This is a genomic window from Rhizobium vallis (assembly GCF_003985155.1).
GTDB lineage: Bacteria > Pseudomonadota > Alphaproteobacteria > Rhizobiales > Rhizobiaceae > Rhizobium > Rhizobium vallis.
Genome location: NZ_ML133687.1, coordinates 508745 through 532972, shown reverse-complemented (window position 1 = coordinate 532972; position 24228 = coordinate 508745). Strand labels below are relative to the sequence as shown.

Annotated in this window: 18 protein-coding genes; 9 read left to right on the top strand and 9 right to left on the bottom strand. The window is 61.5% G+C overall.

Features of this window, described 5'->3' with window-relative positions; all coding sequences use genetic code 11:
- The first annotated feature begins 144 nt into the window (after positions 1-144).
- Both dxs and EFQ99_RS07675 read left to right on the top strand, forming a co-directional pair.
- Positions 145-2061, top strand: a complete 1917-nt coding sequence (dxs, locus tag EFQ99_RS07680; RefSeq protein WP_126920374.1) for a 1-deoxy-D-xylulose-5-phosphate synthase — start codon at positions 145-147, stop codon at positions 2059-2061.
- A 110-nt stretch (positions 2062-2171) separates the two neighbouring features.
- Positions 2172-2573, top strand: coding sequence for a DUF6118 family protein (locus EFQ99_RS07675; protein ID WP_126920372.1), 402 nt, complete (start codon positions 2172-2174; stop codon positions 2571-2573).
- 16 nt (positions 2574-2589) lie between these two features.
- On the opposite strand, the gene EFQ99_RS07670 is transcribed toward EFQ99_RS07675, so the two are convergent.
- Positions 2590-2976 (bottom strand): hypothetical protein, encoded by a 387-nt coding sequence (locus tag EFQ99_RS07670; RefSeq protein ID WP_126920370.1) that lies wholly within the window; start codon positions 2974-2976, stop codon positions 2590-2592.
- A gap of 121 nt (positions 2977-3097) precedes the next feature.
- On the opposite strand from EFQ99_RS07670, the gene EFQ99_RS07665 reads away from it, so the two are divergent.
- A complete protein-coding gene (locus EFQ99_RS07665; protein ID WP_164736346.1) occupies positions 3098-3592 on the top strand; it encodes a TetR/AcrR family transcriptional regulator in 495 nt (164 codons plus the stop codon).
- A gap of 95 nt (positions 3593-3687) precedes the next feature.
- On the opposite strand, the gene EFQ99_RS07660 is transcribed toward EFQ99_RS07665, so the two are convergent.
- Both EFQ99_RS07660 and EFQ99_RS07655 read right to left on the bottom strand, forming a co-directional pair.
- Entirely contained in the window at positions 3688-5628 is a 1941-nt protein-coding gene (locus EFQ99_RS07660; protein WP_126920366.1) for a methyl-accepting chemotaxis protein, read from the bottom strand.
- 219 nt (positions 5629-5847) lie between these two features.
- Positions 5848-6843, bottom strand: coding sequence for a DUF4424 domain-containing protein (locus tag EFQ99_RS07655; RefSeq protein WP_126920364.1), 996 nt, complete (start codon positions 6841-6843; stop codon positions 5848-5850).
- A 132-nt stretch (positions 6844-6975) separates the two neighbouring features.
- Between EFQ99_RS07655 and EFQ99_RS07650 the strand changes: the two genes are divergently transcribed.
- Together EFQ99_RS07650 and EFQ99_RS07645 are read left to right on the top strand one after the other, a co-directional pair.
- Entirely contained in the window at positions 6976-7722 is a 747-nt protein-coding gene (locus EFQ99_RS07650) for a TlyA family RNA methyltransferase (RefSeq protein WP_126920362.1), read from the top strand.
- Positions 7719-8969 carry a class I SAM-dependent RNA methyltransferase gene (locus EFQ99_RS07645; protein WP_126920360.1) on the top strand — a complete coding sequence of 417 codons (1251 nt, stop codon included), beginning with the start codon at positions 7719-7721 and terminating at the stop codon, positions 8967-8969. Before EFQ99_RS07650 ends, EFQ99_RS07645 begins: the two co-directional genes overlap by 4 nt.
- Before the next feature lie 89 nt (positions 8970-9058).
- On the opposite strand, the gene mcpU is transcribed toward EFQ99_RS07645, so the two are convergent.
- The 3 genes from mcpU to EFQ99_RS07630 form a co-directional block, all read right to left on the bottom strand.
- A complete protein-coding gene (mcpU, locus tag EFQ99_RS07640) occupies positions 9059-11140 on the bottom strand; it encodes a methyl-accepting chemotaxis protein McpU (RefSeq protein ID WP_126920358.1) in 2082 nt (693 codons plus the stop codon).
- Positions 11141-11342: 202 nt separating this feature from the next.
- The gene (locus tag EFQ99_RS07635) at positions 11343-12098 is read right to left on the bottom strand and encodes a crotonase/enoyl-CoA hydratase family protein (protein ID WP_126920356.1); all 756 of its coding nucleotides are present in this window, start codon (positions 12096-12098) and stop codon (positions 11343-11345) included.
- A gap of 9 nt (positions 12099-12107) precedes the next feature.
- A complete protein-coding gene (locus tag EFQ99_RS07630; RefSeq protein WP_126920354.1) occupies positions 12108-13886 on the bottom strand; it encodes an acyl-CoA dehydrogenase family protein in 1779 nt (592 codons plus the stop codon).
- Positions 13887-14091: 205 nt separating this feature from the next.
- Between EFQ99_RS07630 and EFQ99_RS07625 the strand changes: the two genes are divergently transcribed.
- Positions 14092-15087, top strand: coding sequence for a transporter (locus EFQ99_RS07625; RefSeq protein ID WP_126920352.1), 996 nt, complete (start codon positions 14092-14094; stop codon positions 15085-15087).
- Positions 15088-15140: 53 nt separating this feature from the next.
- Here the strand turns inward: EFQ99_RS07625 and EFQ99_RS07620 are convergent, their stop codons facing one another.
- Entirely contained in the window at positions 15141-15641 is a 501-nt protein-coding gene (locus EFQ99_RS07620; protein WP_126920350.1) for a BA14K family protein, read from the bottom strand.
- Between the two features lie 140 nt (positions 15642-15781).
- Positions 15782-17026 carry an aromatic ring-hydroxylating oxygenase subunit alpha gene (locus EFQ99_RS07615; RefSeq protein WP_126920348.1) on the bottom strand — a complete coding sequence of 415 codons (1245 nt, stop codon included), beginning with the start codon at positions 17024-17026 and terminating at the stop codon, positions 15782-15784.
- Between the two features lie 414 nt (positions 17027-17440).
- On the opposite strand from EFQ99_RS07615, the gene EFQ99_RS07605 reads away from it, so the two are divergent.
- From EFQ99_RS07605 to EFQ99_RS07595, 3 genes are all read left to right on the top strand, one after another.
- Positions 17441-18049, top strand: coding sequence for a DUF6656 family protein (locus EFQ99_RS07605; protein ID WP_126920346.1), 609 nt, complete (start codon positions 17441-17443; stop codon positions 18047-18049).
- A gap of 88 nt (positions 18050-18137) precedes the next feature.
- The gene (locus EFQ99_RS07600; RefSeq protein ID WP_126920344.1) at positions 18138-19112 is read left to right on the top strand and encodes an L-threonylcarbamoyladenylate synthase; all 975 of its coding nucleotides are present in this window, start codon (positions 18138-18140) and stop codon (positions 19110-19112) included.
- Between the two features lie 34 nt (positions 19113-19146).
- Complete coding sequence (locus tag EFQ99_RS07595) at positions 19147-20583, top strand: FAD-binding oxidoreductase (RefSeq protein ID WP_126920342.1); 1437 nt, start codon at positions 19147-19149, stop codon at positions 20581-20583.
- A gap of 17 nt (positions 20584-20600) precedes the next feature.
- On the opposite strand, the gene EFQ99_RS07590 is transcribed toward EFQ99_RS07595, so the two are convergent.
- Positions 20601-23936 carry a DUF1217 domain-containing protein gene (locus EFQ99_RS07590; RefSeq protein ID WP_126920340.1) on the bottom strand — a complete coding sequence of 1112 codons (3336 nt, stop codon included), beginning with the start codon at positions 23934-23936 and terminating at the stop codon, positions 20601-20603.
- Positions 23937-24228 lie beyond the last annotated feature (292 nt).

Here is a 24228-nt window from a genome sequence, read left to right as displayed (position 1 = left end):
ACAGCAGGATATCCTTCGAAAACCGCTCACACATTTCGGCATCATGCTCTAAGGTGAAAACCTTCGGTTCCTGAAATGCACTTGTTTTGCCGCATTCTAATCGAATAAAGCGAGACAAGGAAAAGCAAGAAAGAGCGCCCGCCCGTGACACAACTGCCGAAGACCCCTCTGCTCGACCAGGTCAATTATCCCGCCGACCTGCGCAAGCTCGAGGATCGCGACCTGCCGCAGCTTGCGCGCGAGGTCCGCGACGAAATGATCGACGCGGTGTCGCGCACCGGCGGTCATCTTGGCGCCGGTCTCGGCGTGGTGGAGCTGACGATCGCCATCCACAGCGTCTTCGACACGCCGGATGATCGGCTGATCTTCGATGTCGGCCATCAATGTTATCCGCACAAGATCCTCACCGGCCGGCGCGACCGCATCCGCACGCTGCGCCAGGAGGATGGGCTTTCCGGCTTCACTCGCCGGGCGGAGAGCGAATATGACCCCTTTGGGGCGGCGCATTCCTCGACATCGATCTCGGCCGGTCTCGGCATGGCGATCGCGGCCGATCTCGACAAAACAGACCGCCGCGTCATCGCCGTCATCGGCGACGGGGCGATGTCGGCCGGCATGGCCTATGAGGCGCTGAACAATGCCGGCGCGCTCGATGCGCGCCTCATCGTCATCCTCAACGACAACGACATGTCGATCGCGCCGCCGACGGGCGCGATGAGCGCCTATCTCGCCCGCCTCGCCTCGGGCCGCACCTATATGGGCTTCCGCGACTTCGGCAAGAAGCTGACAGCCTATCTCGGCAAGAACATCGACCGGGCGATCACCCGCGCCGTCGAGCATGCGCGCGGCTACGTCACCGGCGGCACGATGTTCGAGGAGATGGGCTTCTATCACATCGGGCCGATCGACGGACATTCCTTCGACCACCTGCTGCCGGTTCTGCGCAACGTGCGCGACAATGGCCGCGGCCCGGTGCTGATCCACGTCGTCACCCAGAAGGGCAAGGGCTATCCGCCGGCGGAAGCAGCAGCCGACAAATATCACGGCGTCAACAAGTTCGACGTCATCACCGGCGCGCAAGCACGGGTGAAACCGAATGCGCCGAGCTATACCAGCGTCTTTGCCGAAGCGCTGGTGCAGGAAGCCGCCCTCGACGACAAGATCGTCGGCATCACCGCCGCCATGCCGAACGGCACCGGCCTCGACAAGCTCGCAGAAGCCTTTCCATCGCGCTGTTTCGATGTCGGCATCGCCGAGCAGCATGCCGTGACCTTCGCCGCCGGTCTTGCGGCCGAAGGCTACAAGCCATTTGCAGCCCTTTATTCCACCTTCCTGCAACGCGCCTACGACCAGGTCGTGCACGACGTGGCAATCCAGGGACTGCCGGTGCGTTTTCCGATCGACCGCGCCGGTTTCGTCGGCGCCGACGGGCCGACCCATGCCGGCTCCTTCGATACCGCCTTCCTCACCACCCTGCCCGGCTTCGTCGTGATGGCGGCGGCCGACGAGGCAGAGCTCAAGCACATGGTGCGCACCGCTGTCGCCTATGATGCCGGACCGATCTCGTTCCGTTATCCCCGTGGCGAAGGTGTCGGCGTCGACATGCCGGTGCGCGGTGAAATCCTGCAGATCGGCAAGGGCCGCATCGTCAAGGAAGGCACCAAGGTGGGGCTGCTCTCCTTCGGCACACGGCTTGCAGACTGTCTGCTTGCCGCCGAGGATCTCGATGCCGCCGGGCTTTCGACGACGGTCGCCGATGCGCGTTTCGCCAAGCCTCTCGACCACGATCTGATCCGACAGCTCGCCCGCCACCACGAGATGGTGATCACCGTCGAGGAAGGCTCGATCGGCGGTTTCGGCAGCCAGGTGATGCACTTCCTTGCCAGCGAAGGCCTGCTCGACAACGGGCTGAAGGTGCGCTCGCTCGTCATGCCCGATATCTGGATGGAACAGGCAAAGCCGGAAGCGATGAACGCCCATGCCGGGCTCGACCGTGCCGGTATCGTGTCGACGGTGTTCCGCGCGCTTGGGCGCGGTGTTGCTGTTGGTGTGGCGGGGTAGGTGATTTGTGACGGCGTGCTCTGCGCGCCCTCATCCGAGTAATCAATAAAAAGGGCGACGCATCCACTGCGCCGCGGCGCTGTCACGGAGCCTCTGCATCGCATCGAGCAATGGCCCATTCTGCGCAGCGGGCCGGAACATTATGCGGCCCCCTCGAGCGCGGCGGGGAAGGCCCGGTCAGGACCGCCGCGCAGCAGCTCGAATGCCAGGCCGGCGACCTCGAGCGCATCGGCCCGCAGCTCGCGGAGGTCACGAAAAGCGCCTACATCTGGAAGGATCAGGATTTCCGCATGTGGTTGGCGGGCGGGATCGGCTTCATCGCTGGCGCGTTCCTGTTGGCGCTGTTGCCGCGTGTCCTGCCGTTCTCGGCAGACAGCCGTGTTGCCGCCCTCATCATGGGGCGCGATCGCATCAACGCGGCCTATGCCATGATCGATTCCGTCGATCCGATCGGCGTCAAGAAGCTGCAATGGGGTGCCGGCTTCTATGAGGCAGTAGCGGCAAGGCAATGACAGCAGGGCGGTAAGATCAGGATTGGCGTTGGGGTTTTTTGCGACCTCTTTGGCCGAAGCGGGTCAGTACGGGTATGGCGAGAAAGATAATCCATTGCGGCATAGGTATCACCGTTCCCAAGCGGGTCAGTCCGTAGAAAATAAACAGTGCCGCAAGACCAAGCTGGATCGCCGACAGAATTGCCTCAAGTGCCGGATCATGCCGCTGAGCCAGTATCCAAAGGCCACCTGCAATGACCGCCAGAACCACGGTGACCGCGTGCCACAGTATAGCGGCAAAGGCAGCGAGAAATTCATCAGGCAGTGCGGCCTGAAGCGGATCGTAAACCTCTGACCCGCCTGCGTAGACATGGATCAGTAAGGTCAGCCCCATCAGGGCGGCAGCAAGACGTGTCCAGTTCATTTCATCCCTCCATACGGCTGCGTATGTTTTATGCGGATTCGCTTGCGCTCGTCAATACGCTGCCGTATGTTTGAGTATGATTTCACCCCCCCGCAATCGTCTGGCCGCCGAAGATTGGCTGATGGCTGGCTTTCGAGCCTTGGCTCGTTCCGGCCCCACGGCCCTCAAGGCGGAAGCCTTGGCTCGCGACCTTGGGACAACGAAAGGTTCGTTTTACTGGCACTTCGCCGATTTGCCCGACTACCAGGCTCGTCTTATCCAACTTTGGGAAGAACGCGCTTTTGATAGCGTGATCGCAGAGCTCGATCCTGCGGTCGCACCCCGCACCCGACTGGAGCAGTTATGCCATGCGGCTGTCGAGTTCTGTGGCCCTTCCTATGGCGGCGCAGCGCTGGAACCTGCCTTGCGCGCATGGGCTCTGGTGTCGCCGGATGTGGCAAAAGCAGTCGCCAGAATGGATGCCCGTCGCATTGCCTATCTCACCTGCCTTTGCCGCGAGGCAGGGGTTGAAAATCCGCAAGCCCCTGATGCGCTCTATGCTCTGATCGTTGGGCTCGAGATCCTCGGTTTACAAAACGCGCAAGACACCATGCTCTTGCTGCTGAACCGTCTTTGACGTTCGGTTAAACTCGGATCCGAAGGAGCAACGAATTGTGGGACGAGGGCCAGCACAAACAGCGCCATTTCACGTCCCTTCCGAAAGCGGCGCTCTCAGAACTCCGTCCAATCCTCCTGAACGGGAACCGCAGCACTTGCCTGTCTGCCACCGAAAGCCTTGGCGACGGTGCGGGTGAGAGCGCGGGCCGGTGAAGCGACAGGGCGGGAAGCGGCGGCGACGGCGCGCGGTGCGGCGGCATCAGCCTTCACCTGGCCGAGCTTGAACTGATGCAGCAGTTCATCGAGGGCGTTTGCCTCCTGGGCGAGCGCATGGCTTGCCGCGGTCTGCTCCTCGACCATCGCAGCGTTCTGCTGCGTGCCCTGGTCCATGTTGTTGACGGCGGTGTTGATTTCCTGAAGGCCGATCGACTGTTCACGGGTGGCAGTGACGATCGCGCTGACGTGGTGGTTGATCTCCTGCACCTCGGAGACGATTACCTCCAGCGCCTTGCCGGTCTCGCCGACGAGGCCGACGCCGGCAATAACCTGTTCGCCCGAGGTGGTGATCAGCGCCTTGATCTCCTTGGCGGCCTTGGCCGAGCGCTGGGCAAGCTCGCGCACTTCCTGGGCGACGACCGCAAAACCCTTGCCGGCGTCACCGGCGCGGGCAGCTTCGACGCCGGCGTTCAAAGCCAAAAGGTTGGTCTGGAAGGCGATGTCGTCGATGACGCCGATGATGTTGGAGATTTCGCCCGAGGACTTCTCGATCTGCTGCATGGCGGAGACCGCCTTGCGGACGACTTCGCCTGATTTTTCGGCGCCGAGGCGGGTGCGCTCGACGAGATTACCGACATCCTCAGCGCGCTTGGCGCTGTCGCGGACGGTCGTCGTCACTTCCTCGAGTGCTGCGGCGGTTTCCTCGACAGCGGCAGCCTGCTGCTCGGTGCGGTGGGCAAGATCGTCGGCGGCGGAGCGGATTTCGCCGGCACCGGCGTTAATCGCCGAGGCGTTGCGGCCGACCGACTGGAGAGCCGCCTGCAGCTTTTCGACGGCATGGTTGAAGTCGTTGCGCAGGCTGTCGTATTGCGGCGCAAACGGCGTCTGGATGCGCGCGACGACATCGCCGGTGGCAAGGCCGGCAAGGCCGCCCGCCAAGGCGTCGACAGCAAAGCGGATCTCGCCTTCCTCGCGGGCTTTCTGCTCATCATTTGTCTGGCGCTGACGCTCGGCATCGCCGCGCATGCGATCGGTCTCGCCGGCAAGGCGCAGCTTCTCGATCGCCGCCTGCTTAAAGACCAGCACCGACTGGGCCATGCGGCCGATTTCGTCGCCGCGCTCGACAGCCGGAACCTCGATGTCGTTCTGACCGCCGGCGAGGCGGTCCATGGCCGCGGTCATGCCGACGACCGGACGAACGATGGTTCGCGACATGAGCCAGGCAAGCACGGCGGCAGCGAGCGAGGCGATGAGGCCGCCGGCAAGCAGCGTCGTCTTCAGATCGCTGTTGGCATCGGCCCGGATCGCGGCCAGCGCATCCGATTTTGCACGCGCGGTTGCCTTGATCTTGGCGCTAGCCTGGCGGAAACCGTCGAGCTGGCCCTTGGTGGCGTTGACACCGATCTTGACGACCTCCTCGATCGGCATGTCGGTTTCCTTGCGCGCCTTGGTCTGCGGCTCGGCGAGCTCATGGAAATAGAGGTCGGCAGCCTTCTGCATGCCGTCGATCATCTCGACCAGTTGGGGCTCGCCGGCTGCCGTCTGCTTGGCGGCGGCGATCGCCTTCAGCATGCGCTCGCGATTGGTGAAGACATCGCCATAGGTGCTGTCGCTGCGGAACAGGATGAAGCCGCGCAGATTGACGGCCTGCTCGAGCATCGCCTGCAGCGCATCATCGATCTGGTTGACGAGAAGTTCGGACTTTTCCTGCTCGGCAGAAGCGGCCGCGGACGCCGTCGCCTTGGAATAGACGAAGACGGAAACGGACATGAAGATAAGGATGAGGGCCGCGAACGTGGCCGCAAGCTTACCGTTCAAGGATATGTTTTTAGCGGACATCGGTGAATTTCTCCTGACGACAGTCGACACGGCGAAAGGCGGTTCGCGCGAAACGCGCAACCGCAGGGACTTTTGAACCTGAGAACATGATCGGCGTGGAAACGCTTGCGCCTTCATGGCGCCGAGCAGTTCGGACGAACCGCCGCAATCCACCCGAACCTATGCGGGCGGGCTTTAAATTTGTTTAAATTTGTGCACTGCAGCAATGAAGGGTGATGATTACTGCGCCGCCTCAGGCGGATTGAGGATCAGGATATCGAGATCCTTCTCGGGATCGAAATCCTCTGATGTCATCCGGAAGGTCGTCGGGCCGGTCTTCTGAACGTTACTGCCGCAGAAGCTGATGAGATTGCCGGGCTTGCCTTTGTCGACCGTCAGTTGGAAACGTCTGATCGGTCCCGCCCAGTTGGCGCCGGTCGACAGCACATAGGAAATCCAGCTTTCGGTGTAGTTAGCGCCGCCAGCTTCGGCTTCCCTCGCCCGCTGCTGGGCAACCCTGACGAAATCCCCGTCGAGGCAGTATTTGCGGGAATATTCCTCGAAGCGTTCGCCCTTTGGCTCGCCACCGTCGAGAAAACTGATGGCAACGGTGCCGCCGACAGCCGGCTGATAACGATGCTGGACACTCACCTTCTTCTTCGCTGGAAAGACAGTGCGCCACCAATAGGTCGAGCGCAGCGTCCAGAGCGGCACGAGAGAGATCTTGGCATCGCCTTCGTCCATGGGATAGACGAGGCCGCGGGCGATCCAGTCCTTGCGGACGGCTTCAGGAAGCTTGGCCAAGGCCTCGGCCGTCTTCTGGCTGTAGGGCAGGACGGGAATGCCGTTCTTGGCGAATTCGTCAGTCACGTCGATGCCGAGCGAGACGACCCGCTGCTGCAGCTTGGCGGTGATCGGCCTGCCGTCCTGCACCGTGGAGAAATGCAGGAAATTATCGCTGTCATAATCTGATATGGCGGAATTGTTGTCCACCTGACCTGTGATGTCAGGCATCGGGAAGGCGACCAGGCTTTCGACGTCCTTGTCGGACACATTCTCGAATACATAGTCGACGCGCACTTCCGAAGAGGAAATGAAAAGATCCTCCTCGGCCATGCTGACATCATCGGACTGGGCAAAAATCAGCCCACCGGTCTTGACCTCGGCCATCGTATCATTCGCGAGCGCGGGCGATGCGATCCCCGCCGCGACAAGAAGAGTGAAGAGCTTCAGCATAAAACACCCCCGTGCCTGCGGCCTGCCCCGCGATCGCCGCGGCAGGATTATCGCCGAAAGCTTTTGAGGGTCAATGACGGTTTCGGGAACAAAATACTTGCAACCGACAGCTTTGCCGGTCATTCACAGCCGATGTCCGATCAAAATAGCCAACGTCTCGACCAACTTCTCGTCTCCCGCGGCCTCTTCGCCAGTCGCTCGCGGGCTCGCGACGCCGTGCAGCGCGGCACCGTCAAGATCGGCGGACAGGTGGTGACGAAGGCCGGCGCGGTCTTCGGCGAGGACGCGGCAATCGAGATCGACGATCCGGCGCAGGACTACGTCTCGCGCGCAGCGCTGAAGCTTGCCGCCGCACTCGATCATTTCCGGCTCGACCCTGCCGGCCATCACTGTCTCGATGTCGGTGCTTCCACCGGCGGCTTCACCGAGGTGTTGCTGCAACGGGCTGCCGCGCATGTCACCGCGATCGATGTCGGCCACGGGCAGATGCACCCGCGCATCGCTGACGATCTCCGCGTGACGAACAGGGAAGGCCTTAACGCCCGCAACCTGACGGCGGACGATATCGGCCATCCCGTCACCTTCATCGTTTCCGACGTCTCCTTCATCTCGCTGAAGCTTGCGCTGGCGCCCGCCCTCGATATCGCCGAACCGGGTGCCGTCGCCGTCCTGCTGGTCAAGCCGCAATTCGAGGCGGGGCGCGAGGCGATCGGCAAGGGTGGGCTCTTGAAGGATCCCTCCTCCGCCCCCGCGGTCGCTTCCGAGCTGGAGCGCTGGTTCACCGAGGACATGGGCTGGAAAAGCCTCGGCCTCATCCCTTCCCCGATTTCCGGCGGCGACGGCAATCAGGAATTCCTCCTGGCAGGATTGAAACCGTGAGCACCGAAACCGTCACGATCGAGAAGCTCGGCGCCCAGGGCGACGGCATCACCAGCAGCACCAGTGGACCGGTCTACGTGCCCTTTTCCCTACCTGGGGAAACGGTAGCGATCGCCCGTGTGAAAAGCCATGGCACGATCATGTCGATTGCCGCGCCCTCGCCCGACCGGCAGGAGCCCGCCTGCCGGCATTTCGGCCCGGATGGACTCAACGGCACCTGCGGCGGCTGCACGCTGCAGCACCTGACGGATGCACCCTACCGCGCGTTCAAGCGCCAGCTGGTCATCGATGCGCTGCGATCAAAGGGGTTGACATCGGAGGTCAGCGAGATCGTTCCGGCTCGCCCGGGCGAACGCCGGCGTGTGGTCTTTGCGGCGCGCAAGACCGAAAAGGATATGCTGATCGGCTTTAACCAGGCCGAAAGCCATCATATCGTCGCGATCGAGGAATGTCCGATCTCCTCGGCAGGGATCATCGCCCGGCTGCCGGCGATCAAGGCGATTGCCGCTTCGCTGGCGACCAATGCCGAACCCTTCCGCGTCTCGGTGCTGGAAACGCTTTCCGGCCTCGATATTGCAGTCGACGAGGTGAAGAAGCTCTCCGACCAGCAGCGGCGCAAGGCGGTCGAGACCGTGCTCAGCCTGCGCGGCATCGCCCGTGTTTCGCTGAACGGCGAAATCCTCGTCGAGCCGTCGAAGCCGCTGGTCGATTTCGGCGGTATCCAGGTTTCACCGCCGCCGGGCGGTTTCGCCCAGGCGACCAAGCCGGCGGAAGAGGCAATGGCGGAGCTGGTGCTTGCCCATGTCGGCAAGGCCAAGCGGATCGCCGATCTCTTTGCCGGCGCCGGAACATTCTCGCTGCGGCTGGCGCGGATCGGCCGCGTGCACGCCGTCGAAGCTGAGGAAAAGGCGCTCGCAGCACTCGACCAGGCCGCCCGTAAGACACAGGGATTAAAACCCGTCAGCGTCGAAAAGCGCGATCTCTTCCGCCGGCCGCTGATGACGCAGGAATTCAAGCCCTATGATGCCGTCGTCTTCGACCCGCCGCGCGCCGGCGCGGAGTTCCAATGCAAGGAGCTTGCTCGCTCGGCGGTAAAGAGGATCGCGGCCGTCAGCTGCAACCCGCTGACGCTGGCGCGGGATCTGGCAATCCTCGTCGAGGGCGGTTACCGCATCACCGGGGTCACCCCGATCGACCAGTTCCTCTGGACCTCGCATGTCGAAGTGGTGGCGACGCTGGAGAAGTAACCGGCGTCATAGTAATGATCGGCAATGCATGCCCATTCGACAATTGGAAATGCCCGCGGCGAGCGCGGACATTTCCGACGATAGCCTTGTTAGGCTGCGCGGCGGACAGCCAACGCTTCCTGAGCGCCGAGCTTGAACTGTGCCAGAAGCCGCATCAGCTTCGCCGCCTCCTGGGCAAGACCATGGCTGGCGGCCGTCTGTTCCTCGACCATGGCTGCATTTTGCTGGGTGCCCTGATCCATGGTGTTGACGGCCGTGTTGATCTCGGCGAGGCCCGTCGACTGTTCGCGGGTGGCGATCACAATCGCCTCGACGTGGCGGCTGATTTCCTGCACCTGCGCAACAATCGATTGCAGCGCCTTACCGGTATCGCCGACCAGTGTCACGCCTGAACGAACCTGAGCATTCGAGGTCGTGATCAGGCCTTCGATTTCCTTGGCGGCCTGGGCCGAACGCTGGGCCAGTTCGCGCACTTCCTGGGCAACGACGGCAAAACCCTTGCCTGCTTCGCCAGCGCGTGCCGCTTCTACGCCGGCGTTGAGCGCCAGCAGGTTTGTCTGGAAGGCAATATCGTCGATAACGCCGATGATGCTGGAGATCTTCTCCGAGGACTGCTGGATGCCGGTCATGGCATCGACAGCCTTGCTGACGATCTCCCCGGAATGCTCGGCGTCATTGCGCGTGCGGCCAACCAGACTGCCGGCGTCTTCCGCGCGGCGAGCGGTATCCCTGACTGTTGTGGTGATCTCTTCCAGAGCGGCAGCCGTTTCCTCGACGGAGGCGGCCTGCTGTTCGGTACGGCGGGCAAGACCGTCCGCAGCGGTGCGAATTTCCGTCGCTCCGGCGTCGATTGCATGGGCATTGCTGCCGACGGCCTGGAGGGCAGCGTCCAGCTTGGCGACGGAGGTGTTGTAGTCGCTGCGCAAGCGATCGAGGTGGGAGGCAAAGGGCGTTTCGATGCGATGGGCAAGATTGCCTTCGGAAAGTGCTCCGAGCGCGCCAGCGAGTGCATCGACGGCCTGGTGGATCTCCGCCGCCTCGCGCGTTTTCTGCGCTTCGCGTTCCCGGCGCTCGCGTTCTGTCAGCGAACGACCCTGCTCAGCTTCGCCTTCCAGGCGCTCCCGGTCGATGGCATTGGCCTTGAACACGGCAACGGCTTCCGCCATCGAGCCGATCTGGTCACGGCGCTCCTCGCCCGGAATGGCGGTGGAAAGATTGCCGGCGGCAAGCTTTTGCATGGCGGCGGTCATCGCCGTGATCGGACGGATGACAAGGCCGTGCAACAGCCATGCCATGGCGGCAATCATGATGCCGACGGCAAGAAGCGTGGCGACGAGGGCCGCGATGCGGAACTGGTTGAGCGTGGCGAAGGCTTTGTCGCTGTCGACCACGAAGCCGAGATACCAGTTTACAGTCGGAAGACCATCGACCGGCACGAAGGACACAAGTACCGGTTTGCCGGCAAATTCGGTCTCTGTGAGGCTGCCACCGATCGTGGGGGTGACCGTCGGAAAGGCATCGGCCAATGTCTTCGTTACCAGTTTCGCATCGGGATGGATGAGAATTTGGCCGTTCTTGTTGACGAGGAAGGCCTCGCCTTGCCCGCCAAGATTGATCTCCTTGATCATCTTGACCATGGTTTCCAGCGAGAAATCGCTACCGGCAACGCCGGCAAGCTTACCATCGCGGGAAACCGGGACGGCGGAACTGATGATGAGATTGCCGCTGGATGCGTCGGTATAGGGTTCGGTCAGAACGGGAGCGTTTGCCTTGACGGCATCCTGATACCAGGGGCGCTTGCGCGGATCGTAACCCGCCGGCAGCGGCAGGTCGGGCCACGATGTGAAGACGCCCTGCTCATCGCCGAAATAGGTGCTGACAAACTGAGTGCCGAGCACGTCGTTCTGCAGGACTTTACGCACGCTGTCACGATCGGCCGCCTTGCCGACAGCATCGCCGGCCATGGCGGTCAAGATGACGCGCCCGTTCATCCAGTTGGCGAGGCCGTGGGCGGCCTGCTCGCCCGAGGATTTTATATTCGCTTCGATCGAAGCGGTGGTCACGCCGCGCTGGACGTGATCAATGTAATAGGAAAAGGCGGCGAAAGCGGCCAGAACCACGACAGACGCTGCAACTAGGATGCGCGTCATCAGATTGGTCTTCTTTGTCATGCTATGCACTCCTTCAAATAGATTCGGGGGCGCAACGGTTATGCGCGCTGCGAAATGGGCGGCAGCCGTTGGATGAATTTGAATAAGGGGTGGCCAAGCACATCATGCGCCCGGACGGCCGGGAAAATCCGTCCGGGCCTAGATATTTAGTTTAAACTTAAAATAAGTTTAAAATTTCAGCAAATGATTAGATTATGGGCGATCAACGCCGCATGAAAGCTTCGAAAGCGGCTCGTGCCTCGGCACTTTTCAGCCGCGCCGAGAAATAGCGGGCCTCCTCGTCGATCCGTGCGATGATCTCGCCGCGGTCGCCGCGAATGAGGTCACGGGCGATGCGTAGCGCTTCCGGCGGCTTGGCCGCAAGCTTTGCTGCAAGCGCAAGCGTCAGGGTATCAACCTCATCAGGCTCGACGACTTTCCAGACCAGACCGGCTTCCCTCGCCTCCTCGGCCGAAAAACCTTCACCGGCAGCGAGCATGGCGAAAGCGCGCTGATGGCCCATCAGGCGCGGTGCGACAAGGCTGGAACCTGCCTCCGGAACCAGCGCCAGATCGACGAAAGGCGTGCGGAACTGGCTGCGGCTGGAAGCGATGGTCAGGTCACAATGGAGATGGATCGTCGTGCCGATGCCGATCGCCAGTCCGTCGACGCCGGAGACGACGGGTTTATCGGCATTCACCAGCGCGTAGAGGAAATCGAGGATTTCCTGCTCCAGGCCGCGGCCACCCATTGCGGCAGCCAGAAAATCGTTCATGTCGTTGCCGGCGGAAAAGCAGCCTTCGGTACCAAGCAAGGCGGTGGCGCGGATGCCGGGATCGGTATTGGCCACATGCAGCGCATCGGCCATGGTGCGGTACATGGCGCGGGTGATGGCATTCTTCTTTTCCGGCCGATTGAAGCGGATGAGCTGGACGCCGGGATGGGCGGAAGGCTGCTCGACGATGATGTGATCGGTCATGTGGTTTCCTCAGGCAAGCAGGATGCGGGCCGCGGCAAGGCTTGCCGCGCCATTGACCACCCGGTCGCGAAGGGCTGCGGTCTCGGCAAGCAGGTTTTCGGCGGCGAAGCGGCAGAGCGCGATACGGTTTTCGCCTCGCCCGTCGCTGCTCTCGGCGAGAGCGCCCTTGGCGAGATAAGAGCCGGTGAGCACGAGCCCGAACAGGCGCTGATAGGGCGTTGCGCCCGAGAGCGCCTCGACGGCCTTGTCATCGGCAAGCATCTTCAAGAGCCAGGCGGTCGCCTCGTCGAGGTCGGCGATAGCGGCGTCGAGCCTGGCGGCGGTTTCGCCGAAACCAGGCAAATTGGAGTTGCGGACGGCGCCGGCGACCTCTCTGAGTTCGGCGATGAAGCCCTTCACCTGATCGCCGCCCGAGAGCGGCAGCTTGCGGGTGACGAGGTCGATCGCCTGGATGCCGTTGGTGCCCTCGTAGATCGGGGCGATGCGGGCATCGCGGAGATAACGCGCCGCGCCCGTCTCCTCGATGAAGCCCATGCCGCCGTGGACCTGAATGCCGAGTGAGGCAACATCGACACCGGCGTCGGTGGAGAAGGACTTGGCGATCGGCGTCAGCAGGGCGGCGCGTTCCTGCCAGTGCCGGCGATCGTCATTTGCCCGGTGAGACATGTCGATCGCATGGGCGCAGGCATAGGAGATGGCGCGCGCGCCTTGCGTCAGCGCCTTCATCGTCAGCAGCATGCGGGCGACATCGGGATGTTCGACGATCGGGCTCATGCTGGTGCCACTCCAGCCGGGCGCCCTGCCCTGGGTGCGTTCCCTGGCATAGGCGAGAGCCTTCTGGGTGGCGGCTTCCGAGATCGCCACGCCCTGCATACCGACGGCAAGGCGGGCATTGTTCATCATCGTGAACATGCAGGCGAGGCCCTTGTTCTCCTCGCCGACCAGCCATCCCACAGCACCCTTTTCGGCGCCGAACCTGCCGTCGCCATAGATCATCGTGCAGGTCGGCGAGCCGTGGATGCCGAGCTTGTGCTCCAGCGAATGGCAGAAGAGATCGTTGCGGGGGCCAAGCGATCCGTCATCGTTCACCAAGAATTTCGGCACGAGGAAGAGCGAGATACCGCGTGTGCCGGCAGGCGCATCCGGCAGGCGGGCCAGCACCAGATGGATGATATTGTCGGCCGCATCATGCTCGCCCCAGGTGATGAAGATTTTCTGGCCGAAGATTCGATAGCTGCCATCCGAGCGGCGCTCGGCGCGGGCCTTGAGGACGCCGAGATCGGAGCCGGCGTGAGGTTCCGTCAGGTTCATGGTGCCGGTCCATTCGCCTGACACCATCTTTTCCAGATATTTGTCTTTCAGCGCGTCGCTGCCATGGGCGCTGACAGCCTCGATCGCGCCCATCGTCAGCGTTGGGGCGAGTGCGAAGGCCATGGAGCCGGAATTCCACATTTCGAGTGCTGCGACGTTCAGCATATGCGGTAAGGCCTGGCCGCCGAAAGCCTCGGGCGCCGTGAGGCCGTTCCAGCCGCCGGCGATCCAGTTACGATAGAGATCGCGCCAGCCGTCCGGCAGCCTGACCTCGCCACCCTCCAGACGAGCGCCCTGGCGGTCGCCGATTTCGGCGAGAGGGGCTACTTCCTCTGTGGCAAAACGTCCCGCTTCGGCCAGGATGGCGTCGACCAGATCCTCGCCGAGATCGCCGAAAAGCCCTTTTGAAATCGCCTCGCCCATGCCGGCTACGTGCTTCAACGTGAACGCGATTTCCTCGACGGGCGCCTTGTACATGCTTTTTTCCTCCGCAGGCCGGCCTGCGCGTGGCAAAGCCCCTCCAAGGCCAGAGCTAATTGATTTTTACGTAAACGTCAATTTCGATTTCTGCGGGCGCCATGCGATAGTTCAGCTGGTATGACGCTTTGCTCTTGCACCCTTGCGCAAATGAACGTCATGGAGAGACTCTAAAGAATGACATCGCCTTCGCAAAGGACGACCAATGGATACATTGCCCGTCAACATCCCCGGTTTCGTCTGGGCCTACCGCTTCTCGCCCGACGAAAAGGCCGCGGTGCGATTGAACAACAGTGCGACGGTAGCGGAGCTGACCGCCGATAACTGTTTCTACTGGCTGCACCTCAACCTAGTCGACGCGCGCGTGCCGGCGCTGCTCGATACCCTGGACGGATTGACGGAGGATGCAAAATCGGCGCTGACGACGCGTGACACGCATGCGGCGATCACCGTCGACGAGCAGATGCTCTACGGCACGCTCGTCGATTGCCAGCGCGATTTCGCCCAGGACACCAATAATCTCGGCTGGCTGCATTTCGCCATGTCCGACCGCTTCATCATCACCACAAGGCTGCAACCGCTGCGCAGCGTCGAGCGGGCACGCGCGCTGATCGAGAAGAACCCCGGCAAGTTTTCGCGGCCGGTCGATCTCTTCGAGCTGCTGGTGATCGAGTTCCAGCGCACGCTGATCACAATCGTCATCGAACTCACCGAAGAGCTGAACCTGATCGAGGATATCGTCTACGACAATGCGCCGCGCGACGAGCGCCGGCGCCTGGCGCCGGTCCGGCGGACCGTTGTCCGCTTGCATCGGCACCTTCGCACCGTGCTGGCGTTGATGCGCCGCGCGGCGGCGGCCGACGACGACGAAATGCCCTTCGGCTTCGACGATGTAGCGCGGCGGCTGACGAGCCGACTGGAAACGGTCGACCACGATATCTATGCGCTGCAGGATCGGGCACGGCTGCTGCACGAAGAAATCGATTCGAAACAATCCTCCGAGACCAACCGCCACCTCTACCTACTGTCGATCATGACGGCCTTCCTGCTGCCGCCAACCCTGGTGACGGGTTTCTTCGGCATGAACACGGCAAACCTGCCCTTCGCCGTCGGCGATTACGGCACCGAATACGCCGTCGCCCTGATCGTCGCGTCTATTGCTTTTGCCTGGTGGCTGCTGAGGCGCGTCGATATTCTCTAATGCGAAATGCCCGGCATCACTGCCGGGCGACTACGCGGTTCAGCGGGCACGTATCAGTAAGGCGAATAGCACTGCTGGCGCGGGCCGTTATTGGGCTGGAACGTGTTGTCGTAGGCACGATAGGACCGGTAGCGATTTGCGCACCAGGCGACGTGAGCCGAACCCATGCTGGGTGCAGGCGCGACATAACGCGGCTGGGCGACAATGGCGCCGCCGATGACTGCGCCGGCGCCGAAGGCGGCGAGTGGATACCAGTAGCCGTTATAGTGCCGATATCCCGGGCGGTAATAGGAGTATCCGCGATAGCCACCGTAATAGCCGGGCCGGTAGTAGGCGCCTGGGCGATAGCCAGGCCGGTAATAGGCGCCGGGGCGATAGCCGGGCCGGTAATAATCGCCGCGATAATAGCGGCGGTACTGGACATTCTCGACCGCCGAGGATTTTTCCACCTGCGGAGCGGTGGGCATCTGGATTGCCTGCGACGGCACAAAGCCTGTCAGAACAACGGCGGCGGTAAGAACTGCGGTCGCGATCTTGTTTCTCAGCCCGATCATTGCTTCAACTCCCATTCACAGTGATCACGCCCTGCCCAGCAACGCTTTCACACCCGAATGGTTCCAAAAGCAGCCGGGACCGGCTGCTTCTTCTAGATCAGCTGAACTGAACCGGACATTAACCGTCGCGGGCAGCGAAATCAGGCAACGGCGGAAATTTTCGCCTGATCACCCTGCAGACGGTTCACCATGAAGTTCGAATACCATTCGAGGAACTGCATGACGCCGCCCTCATGCACGGCGGAATAGGGACCGGGCTCGTAGGCCGGCGAGTGAATGCCGAAGGCGTTCTCCTCGACGATGCGGCGATCCTGATCGTTGGTCTCGGTCCAGACGTGGGTCAGCTCTTCCAGATTGTAATCCACGCCTTCGACCGCATCCTTGTGGACGAGCCACTTGGTCGTCACCGCCGTCTCATTGGCGCTGAGCGGCAGCACGCGGAAGGAGATGGCGTGATCGCCGAGCAGGTGGTTCCACGTTGTGGGATAGTGGAAGAGCAGCATGGTGCCGATACGGTCGATCGAGATATCATTGGACATCCGGCGCTTGACGGCGGGCTTGCCCGACATGGTGTAGCTCTCGGCATCCTCGATCAGCGGCATGCGGGCAGTGCGGAACTGACCGTCCGGCGAAATCTGGAACTTGCTCGGCAGGCCGGCGGCCTCGCAGCGCGCCCAATGGCCGGCGATCTCGGGATCATCGGCGCCGCCGTCCGTGCCGGTGACACTCGGAGCTTCGGGATAGGTGCGGCAAAGTTCGGGATGGTTGGCGGCGCAATGATAGCACTCGCGGTTGTTTTCCCAGACGAGCTTCCAGTTGCCCTTCTCGATGATCGTGCTCTGGAAGGCGACCTTGGTTTCGCCGATCTTGTGCGGCGCCATATAGGGCTCGATCTTGTCGCGCACCGGCTGGAAATCCGGGGCGGTGTTGGCGAGGCAGATGAAAATGTAGCCTGCCACGCTCTCGCAATGGACGGGCTTCAGGTTGAAGCCGCTCTTGTCGAAATCATCGCCCATGTGACGGGCGAAAGCGAGCTTGCCGTCGAGATCATAGGTCCACTGATGATAGGGGCAGACGAGACGCACCGAGGAGCCGCGCTCCTTGGTGCAGACACGCGAGCCGCGATGGCGACAGCTGTTGTGGAAGGCGCGGATGACATTGTCGCGGCCGCGGACGATAACCACGGGGTAAGTACCGATCTGAACGGTGAAATAGGCGCCCGGCTTCGGCAGCTCGCAATCATGGCCGATAAACAACCAGTCGCGATAATAGATCATCTCCATATCAAGCCGGAAATAATCCTCGTCGGTGTAGAACGGCTGTTCGAGGCTGAAGCCCTCACGGCGGTTCTTGAGCTGACGCAAAACGTTGCTGCGAATATCCATCTTCGTGTCCTCGTGCATCCAACTGCCAGCCTTGAGAATAAGGCCGGCGGAAGCGCGCCCGCTTCCTTCTCCTTCGGGAGAATTGTTACAGCGTCATTTAATCACCGAGCATGCGTGCCGCTTGGTTACAATGCGACATCGGCTTCGAAATTGACGACAGGATGCCGCAAGGCGCGAGTGGCTTATCCCGATCGATCGCATTGCCCGACTCTTCAGACAATTATCGTGAATTGCGCCATGGCGTAAAGACCTGTTCAGCAAAGAGATCTGCTGCCCGATACCGACAACTGTCGCATCTGCGACATATGCCGGCGCTTGCCCCGCATTCCGTCAGTTCCCAGGCCGCTTTAACATCGCCTTAAGCATACGGCCCTATCCTCACGATGATTGCAGGTTGATCGAAGAACGCGAACCATGGCCAAACTTCGTTATTTCGACGCGAAAGATGCAGGCAAGTTGCAGGAACGGCAACTGATTGCCGCTCATTCCGAATTCTTGCGCACCGGCCGCATCACCCGCGACCGGCGCCATTGGCTGGCCGAGGAAAAGCGCTATCTCACCCATGATGAGGTCGCCGCAAAGACCGGCCGCAAGCTGCAGGTCGCCGGCGAAAAGACGCATCAGCACATCAACGGCTTCCACAGTTCGATCCAGTTTCCGAAGATGATCTTTCACCGGACGCTGGAGGACAGCCCGCATCTCGGCTACTGCCACGTCACCGCCTCGCGCACGAAATTCGCGCATTACGAAGAGGTGAGCTGGGCCTTCTATATCGCCAACTTCTATTCCGACATCGGCGAGAACGACAATTTCTTCGAACGCATCGATGTCGGCTATTCCCGCATGTATTTCGCCGTCGCCATCAAGCCGGGCGAGGATTCCCTGGAAAAAATGACCATCGACCGGTCGGTGCGCGGCAACGGCCTGCTCTTCCGCACCCACGATCCGCAGGTGGCAATCCGCAACATCCTGCTGCTCGGCGCCCGCAACGAACAACTGCGCGAAATCATCCGCCAACTCTAAAGCGCGCCGGATCGAATCGGATTCAACAACGCGATTGATCGTGGGCGACGGAAAGCCTAATGACTGCCGGGAAAACACCGGACAGGACATGGCACGCACAATCGACATCAAGGCAGACAGGCAGGCAGCGCTCGAAGCGGCCTGCGCCGCTCTTGCCGACGGCTTTGCGATCGCCATCCCGACGGAGACCGTCTACGGTCTCGCCGCCGACGCCACCAATCCGGCGGCGATCACTCGCATCTACGAGACCAAGGGGCGACCGCGCTTCAACCCGTTGATCTGCCATATGGCCGATCTTGCGATGGCCGAAGAGCATGCCGAATTCGATCCGGTTTCGCGGGCGCTCGCCACAGCCTTCTGGCCCGGCCCGCTGACGCTGGTGCTGCCGCTGAAGCCTGACAGTCCGATCCACTTGCTGGCAACCGCCGGGCTCGACAGCGTTGGGATCCGTGTGCCGAAGGGTTTTGCAGGCGCGTTGATCGGCGCCTTTGGGCGACCGCTGGCAGCGCCCAGCGCCAATACATCAGGCGGGATCAGCGCGACGAGTGCCGCTCACGTCGAAGCCGATCTCGGGACGAAGATCCCGCTGATCCTCGATGCCGGAGCGAGCGCGGTCGGCGTCGAATCGACAATCGTCAAAGTGGAAGACGGGCAGTTGAGACTGCTTCGCCCCGGCGGGCTGGCGGCACGCGAGATCGAGCGCGTCGCAGGCAAGCCGCTGCTACGTGCGAAGACGGCATCGGCCGCAATCGAGGCGCCGGGCATGCTCGCCTCGCACTATGCGCCCGGCGCTTCCGTGCGCCTCAATGTGACGGCGGTGGAACCAGGCGAGGCGTTGATCGCCTTCGGCAGCGCTGCGGTATCGGGTGCGGACGGCGCGCGGATCATCCTTGATCTCAGCCCGCACGGCGACCTTGCCGAAGCGGCGACAAATCTTTTCGACTATATGAAGCGAGCCGATGCCAGTGGGGCCTCAAGCATTGCCTTTTCCCCCATTCCCGAAGAGGGACTGGGCGAGGCCATTAACGACCGCCTGCAGCGGGCGGCCGCCCCCCGCGACTGAAAACCGCCAAGCACAGAAATAGAGAAGCGAGCCGATGACCAATCCCAGCATTCCCCCCGAGCATCTCGACCGCTTCGTCGCCATCGTCGGGGACAAGTACGCGCTTCGCAGCGAGGCCGATCTTGCCCCGCATCTGATCGAAAACCGTGGGCTCTATCACGGCTCTTCCCCTCTCCTGTTGAAACCAGGCTCGGTCGCGGAAGTCTCTGCGATCATGAAGCTTGCGACGGAGACCGGAACGGCGATCGTACCGCAAACCGGCAATACCGGTCTTGTCGGCGGCCAGACCCCGCGTGAGGGCAAGTCCGATATCATCCTGTCGCTCGAACGGATGAACCGGATCCGCGACGTCGATCCGGTGGCGAACGTGCTGGTGGCCGATGGCGGCGCCATCCTTGCCGAGGTTCAGAAGGCGGCCGAGGCGCATGGGCGGCTCTTTCCGCTGTCGCTCGGCTCGGAAGGTTCCTGCCGCATCGGCGGCAACCTTTCCACCAATGCCGGCGGCACCGCCGTGCTGGCCTACGGCAATATGCGCCAGCTTTGCCTCGGCCTGGAAGTAGTGCTGCCGACCGGCGAGATCTGGGACGGCTTGCGCCGCCTGAAAAAGGACAATACCGGCTACGACCTGCGTGATCTCTTCATCGGCGCCGAAGGCACGCTCGGCATCATCACCGGCGCCGTCCTGAAACTGTTTCCCCAGCCGCTTGGCCATCAGGTGGCTTTCGCCGGCCTGAATTCGGTCGAGGATGCGCTTGCCCTCTTCAACCTCGCCTCCAGCCTCTGCGGCGCCTCGCTGACCGGTTTCGAACTGATGCCGCGCTTCGGCGTGGAGATCACCGCCCGCCATATCGATGGCGTGCGTGATCCGTTGGAAGCGGCCTATCCCTGGTACGTGCTGATCGACATTTCGACGTCGGATTCGGCGGAGACGGCGGAGCGGATGATGAACGGCGTGCTCGAACAGGGCTTCGAGGCCGGCTTGGTGCTGGATGCAGCAATCGCCTCGTCCGTGGCGCAGCAGAAGGCGCTCTGGCACATGCGCGAGAGCATGTCCGACGCCCAGAAGCCGGAAGGCGGTTCGATCAAGCACGATGTTTCCGTGCCGGTATCAAGGGTCCCGCATTTCATGGCAGAGGCCGAAGAGGCAGTCATGGCGGCCATGCCGGGAGCCCGCATCTGCGCCTTCGGCCATATGGGCGACGGAAACATTCACTACAATATTTCCCAGCCGCTCGGTGCCGACAAGGACGCCTTCATCGCTCGCTGGCACGAGATGAACCACATCGTGCACGGGCTGGTACTCGCTCACGGCGGCTCGATTTCCGCCGAGCATGGCATTGGTCAGCTGAAGCGGGACGAGCTGGCCGCAATCCGCCCGACGATCGAGATCGAACTGATGCGCCGCATCAAGCGCGCCTTCGACCCCGCAAACATTATGAACCCCGAGAAGGTCGTCAGCCTCGATCCGTGAGGCCGACGGACACGACATCAGGCTTTCTGCGTGCCGCCGCCGGTCAGGATCTGTAGTGCTGGCGACTGCTGCGTATTGTTCTTGACGTCGTACATCGCCGTGAAGCGGCGCAACAGCTTGTCGACCTTCTTGGGATCCTGGAGATCATCGAGCTTGACGAAGCGGTTGATCAGATCGGCCTGCTTGGCGACATCCATGCTCGAGATCTGCGACGGCAGGCTGTAGGCGGTGGTGATCACCTGGTAGAGCGCCTTGTCGCCGAGGATCGAGTAGATCGACGTAATGTTCGGGGCCTTGCGGCTGAAATAGAGTGCCAGCCGGACGCCGTCATTGCTTTCGCCCTGCTGGTTTTCCATCGTCTGCTGGACGAAGAGCTGCTGGGTATGGTCTTCGGCCGCCTTGTTCTGGACGGTACCGATCTTGGCGCGGGTCAGATTGCCGTCCTTGTCGAAATTGAAGGCGGCGACAATATCCTTGAAGCGCGCGTCGGCCTTGGTGTTGAGATAGCTCTTCTTGTCGTCCGGATCCGAGGTGAAGATCTTCTTCAGCGTGGCCTTGTCGTAATTCTTCGGATCGAGGTTATTCGCCTTCAGCACAAGGCCCGTCAGGCGGCTGTCGTTCAGGAAATCGTCGAGCGACTTCACCTTCGCCATACCCTTGGCGAAGTAATCGACCTCGGCCGTCGCATCCTTCGCGGCCTTGTCCTTCACCGGGCCGGCCTTCATCAGCATGGTGATGTGAGACTTGTAGTCGGTGGCGTACTTGGCCATTGTCGCGTCGGGAAGGGCCTGGAAGGGTGACGCCGCCTTGCCGTCAGGACCGAAGTTGAAGGCGCGGGCCATCTTGGTGATGCGGTCATCCTTGAGGGAAGCGATATATCCCTTTGGATCATAGGCATCGCTGGTCAGGATCTTACGCATCATCGAGCGCGGCACTTCCTGGTCCGTCAGGCCGAAGGCCTGCAGCGCCACGTGATAGGGATCCGGCAGATTATCGTTGCTCTTGGTGAAATCAGCCGTCGCATTGGTGCGCAGGAAATCATTGACGGTCTTGATATCGGAAAAGTCCAGCAGGCTGTTGCTGGGGGCCATCATGGTTTTGTAGTTGGACGCCACCTCGTCGATCGCCTCGTCGCGCTCGTCGTCGTAGCGCGCCGCATAATTGTCGTTGGTGGTCTGCGCCTGGTCGGCGTTCTGGACCGAGCTTAGCGCCGGAAGCGATCCGTCGGCCGCGAAGTTGAAGTCCGCGTTGAGATCGGCATGGCCGGCTGCAGCGGCGGCCGTGGGATCGGTCAGAATGCTCTTCAGATCGGCGTTCGAGATATCGAAAGGCAGATCGTAGGTGCTTTTCAGAAAATTGGTGATGGCGGGGTCGGCCAAAAGATCATCGACGTTGCCGATCGTCGCCATCCGCGACGAATAGTCGTCCGTGCGTGCCCCGGCGGTAATTTTCGTATTGTTGATCTGGCTGGCCGTCTGCGCAGCCATGCCGTCCTCGAGCGAGCCGTCCGCCTTGAAATTAAAGGCTGCGGCGACGTCGGCATAGGTGCCGGTGCCACTCTGATCAGTCAGGATAGCACGAAGAGCGACGTCGGTGACCGTCGACGGGATGCCATAGGCGTTACGCACGAAATTGTTCAGTTTGCGATCCGCCAACAACTGATCGACGTTCGAGATGCCCGCGATCGTCGACTGGTAGTAGACTGCCGCATTGTCAGCCTTGCTGGCGGTGTTCGCGCTCTGGGAGGCGCTCTGAGAGGCACGGAGGGTGGCGACCGATCCATCCGTCTTGAAATTGAACAGGTCGTGGACGTCGCCGTAACCCTGGGCGCTGGCCGCAGCCGGGTCGACGAGGAAGGTCCTCAAGGTCGCATCCGAAACGCTGTCTGCGATCTGCATGCTGTTTCGGAGGTAGCTCACCGCAACAGGATCGGACATGATTTGATCGACATTGGTGACATTGCCGATCATGCTGTTGAAGTGTGCAGCGTTCGCCGCCGACTTGTCGGTGGTGGATTTCCGTTGCGCCGCTGTCTGGATCGCGGCCCCGTTGATCGAACCGTCCGCCTGAAAGTTGAAGTCGGCGTTGAGGTCGGCACGTCCCTGAGCCGCGGCAAAGGTCGGATCGGTCAGGATGCTCTTCAAATCGGCATTGCTGAAGCTCGTGCCGAGACCGTAAGCGTCCTTGATGTATCGTGCCAGAACGCCGTCTGCGAGCAGATCGTCGACATTGGTGATGGCGCTCGATTGAGAGGTCACCGTGTAATAGTTGTTCGTGCTTGAGGCGGCCGATCGCAGCTTGTTCGCCTGATCGATCGATTGGACGCGGGCGGTGGTCGATACCGAACCGTCGGCCTTGAAGTTGAAGGCGTTGTACACATTGGTAAAGCCCATCAGCTGGGCATAGCTTGGATCGGTGAGCACCATGCGCAGCGCTGGGGCCGTAAAGTCAGCCCCCATGCTGTAGGCCGTCTTGATGTAGGAGGTCAGGCGGTTGTCCGCGACCAGATCGTCGACATTGGTGATCGTACCGATCTTGGCGGTGTAGTATGCCTTGTTGTAATCGGCCGCCGTCTGACTGACGTAGTAGACATCCGAACCGACCGAATTGTCGATGATCACCGATTGCGAGTTCAGCGTATAGGTCTCGATGACCGAAGCCTTCTGCGCGGCGGTCTGGGCGCTGCCATTGACCGTGCCGTCGGCGTTGAAGCTGAACTGGGCGGCTAGCGCCTTGTACTTGTCGCCGCCTTGCGTATTGACGACGCTGTTGGGGTCACTCAGATCGCTCGTCAGCACCTGCCGCAGAAAATCCTTCGACGCATAGGTGGGATCGATCTTGAAGGTCTTCAGCACATAGGTGCGCAGCCGGGTGTTGTTGACGAGATCGTCGACGGTCTGCACGTCGCCGATATTGTTGCTGTAATAGGTGCTTTCTGTGGTGGCGGCCTTGTCGGCATCGACGAAGGACTGCTTGTAGAGGCCGATGAGATCGTCCTCCTGCGCATCCGTCTGCACGTCCTTTTCAGGCGCGTTGAAATTGAAGGCGGCGGCGAATTCGCGGTAGCGCGTATCGGAGAGCTTGTTGGCGTAGCTGTTTGGATCAGTGAGATCGCTTTGCAGCACCTTCTTCATAAAGGCCTTGGCGTAGGTCATGTCCTCGAGGCCATAGGCCTTCATCGCATAGCTGTAGAGCTTGTAGTTGCCGAGGAAGTCGTCGACGTCTTTGACCTTATTGATATTGTCCGCGTAGTACTGGGCATCCTTCTTGACGGTCGACTGCGACGCGACCTTGGCGAGACTGGACGTCATGTCCTTCGACAGGATCGAGTAAGCGAGGGAGGCCGTAATCATGAAAAGCCCTTTTTGGCAAATTCTTTAAGAGAATCACGAACTGGTGGTGACGGCATTTTGCCACGGAAAACTTACCTGAGGCTTACTCCAGGATGTGTCGCTTCGGGACACCACTCCGTTCACCTTCCGGAAACCCTGCCGGATTCGGTTTTGATAACCATCGCAGGAGGCAAAGTTTTCTTAACCGCAATTTTTAAGCTGTACGGAACGGGGCACGCCTATTGTCGGCCATAGAGGACGAAAAGTCCCAAGGAGAAGACCGGAAACCGGCTCTCAGGTAAGACAAGGGTAG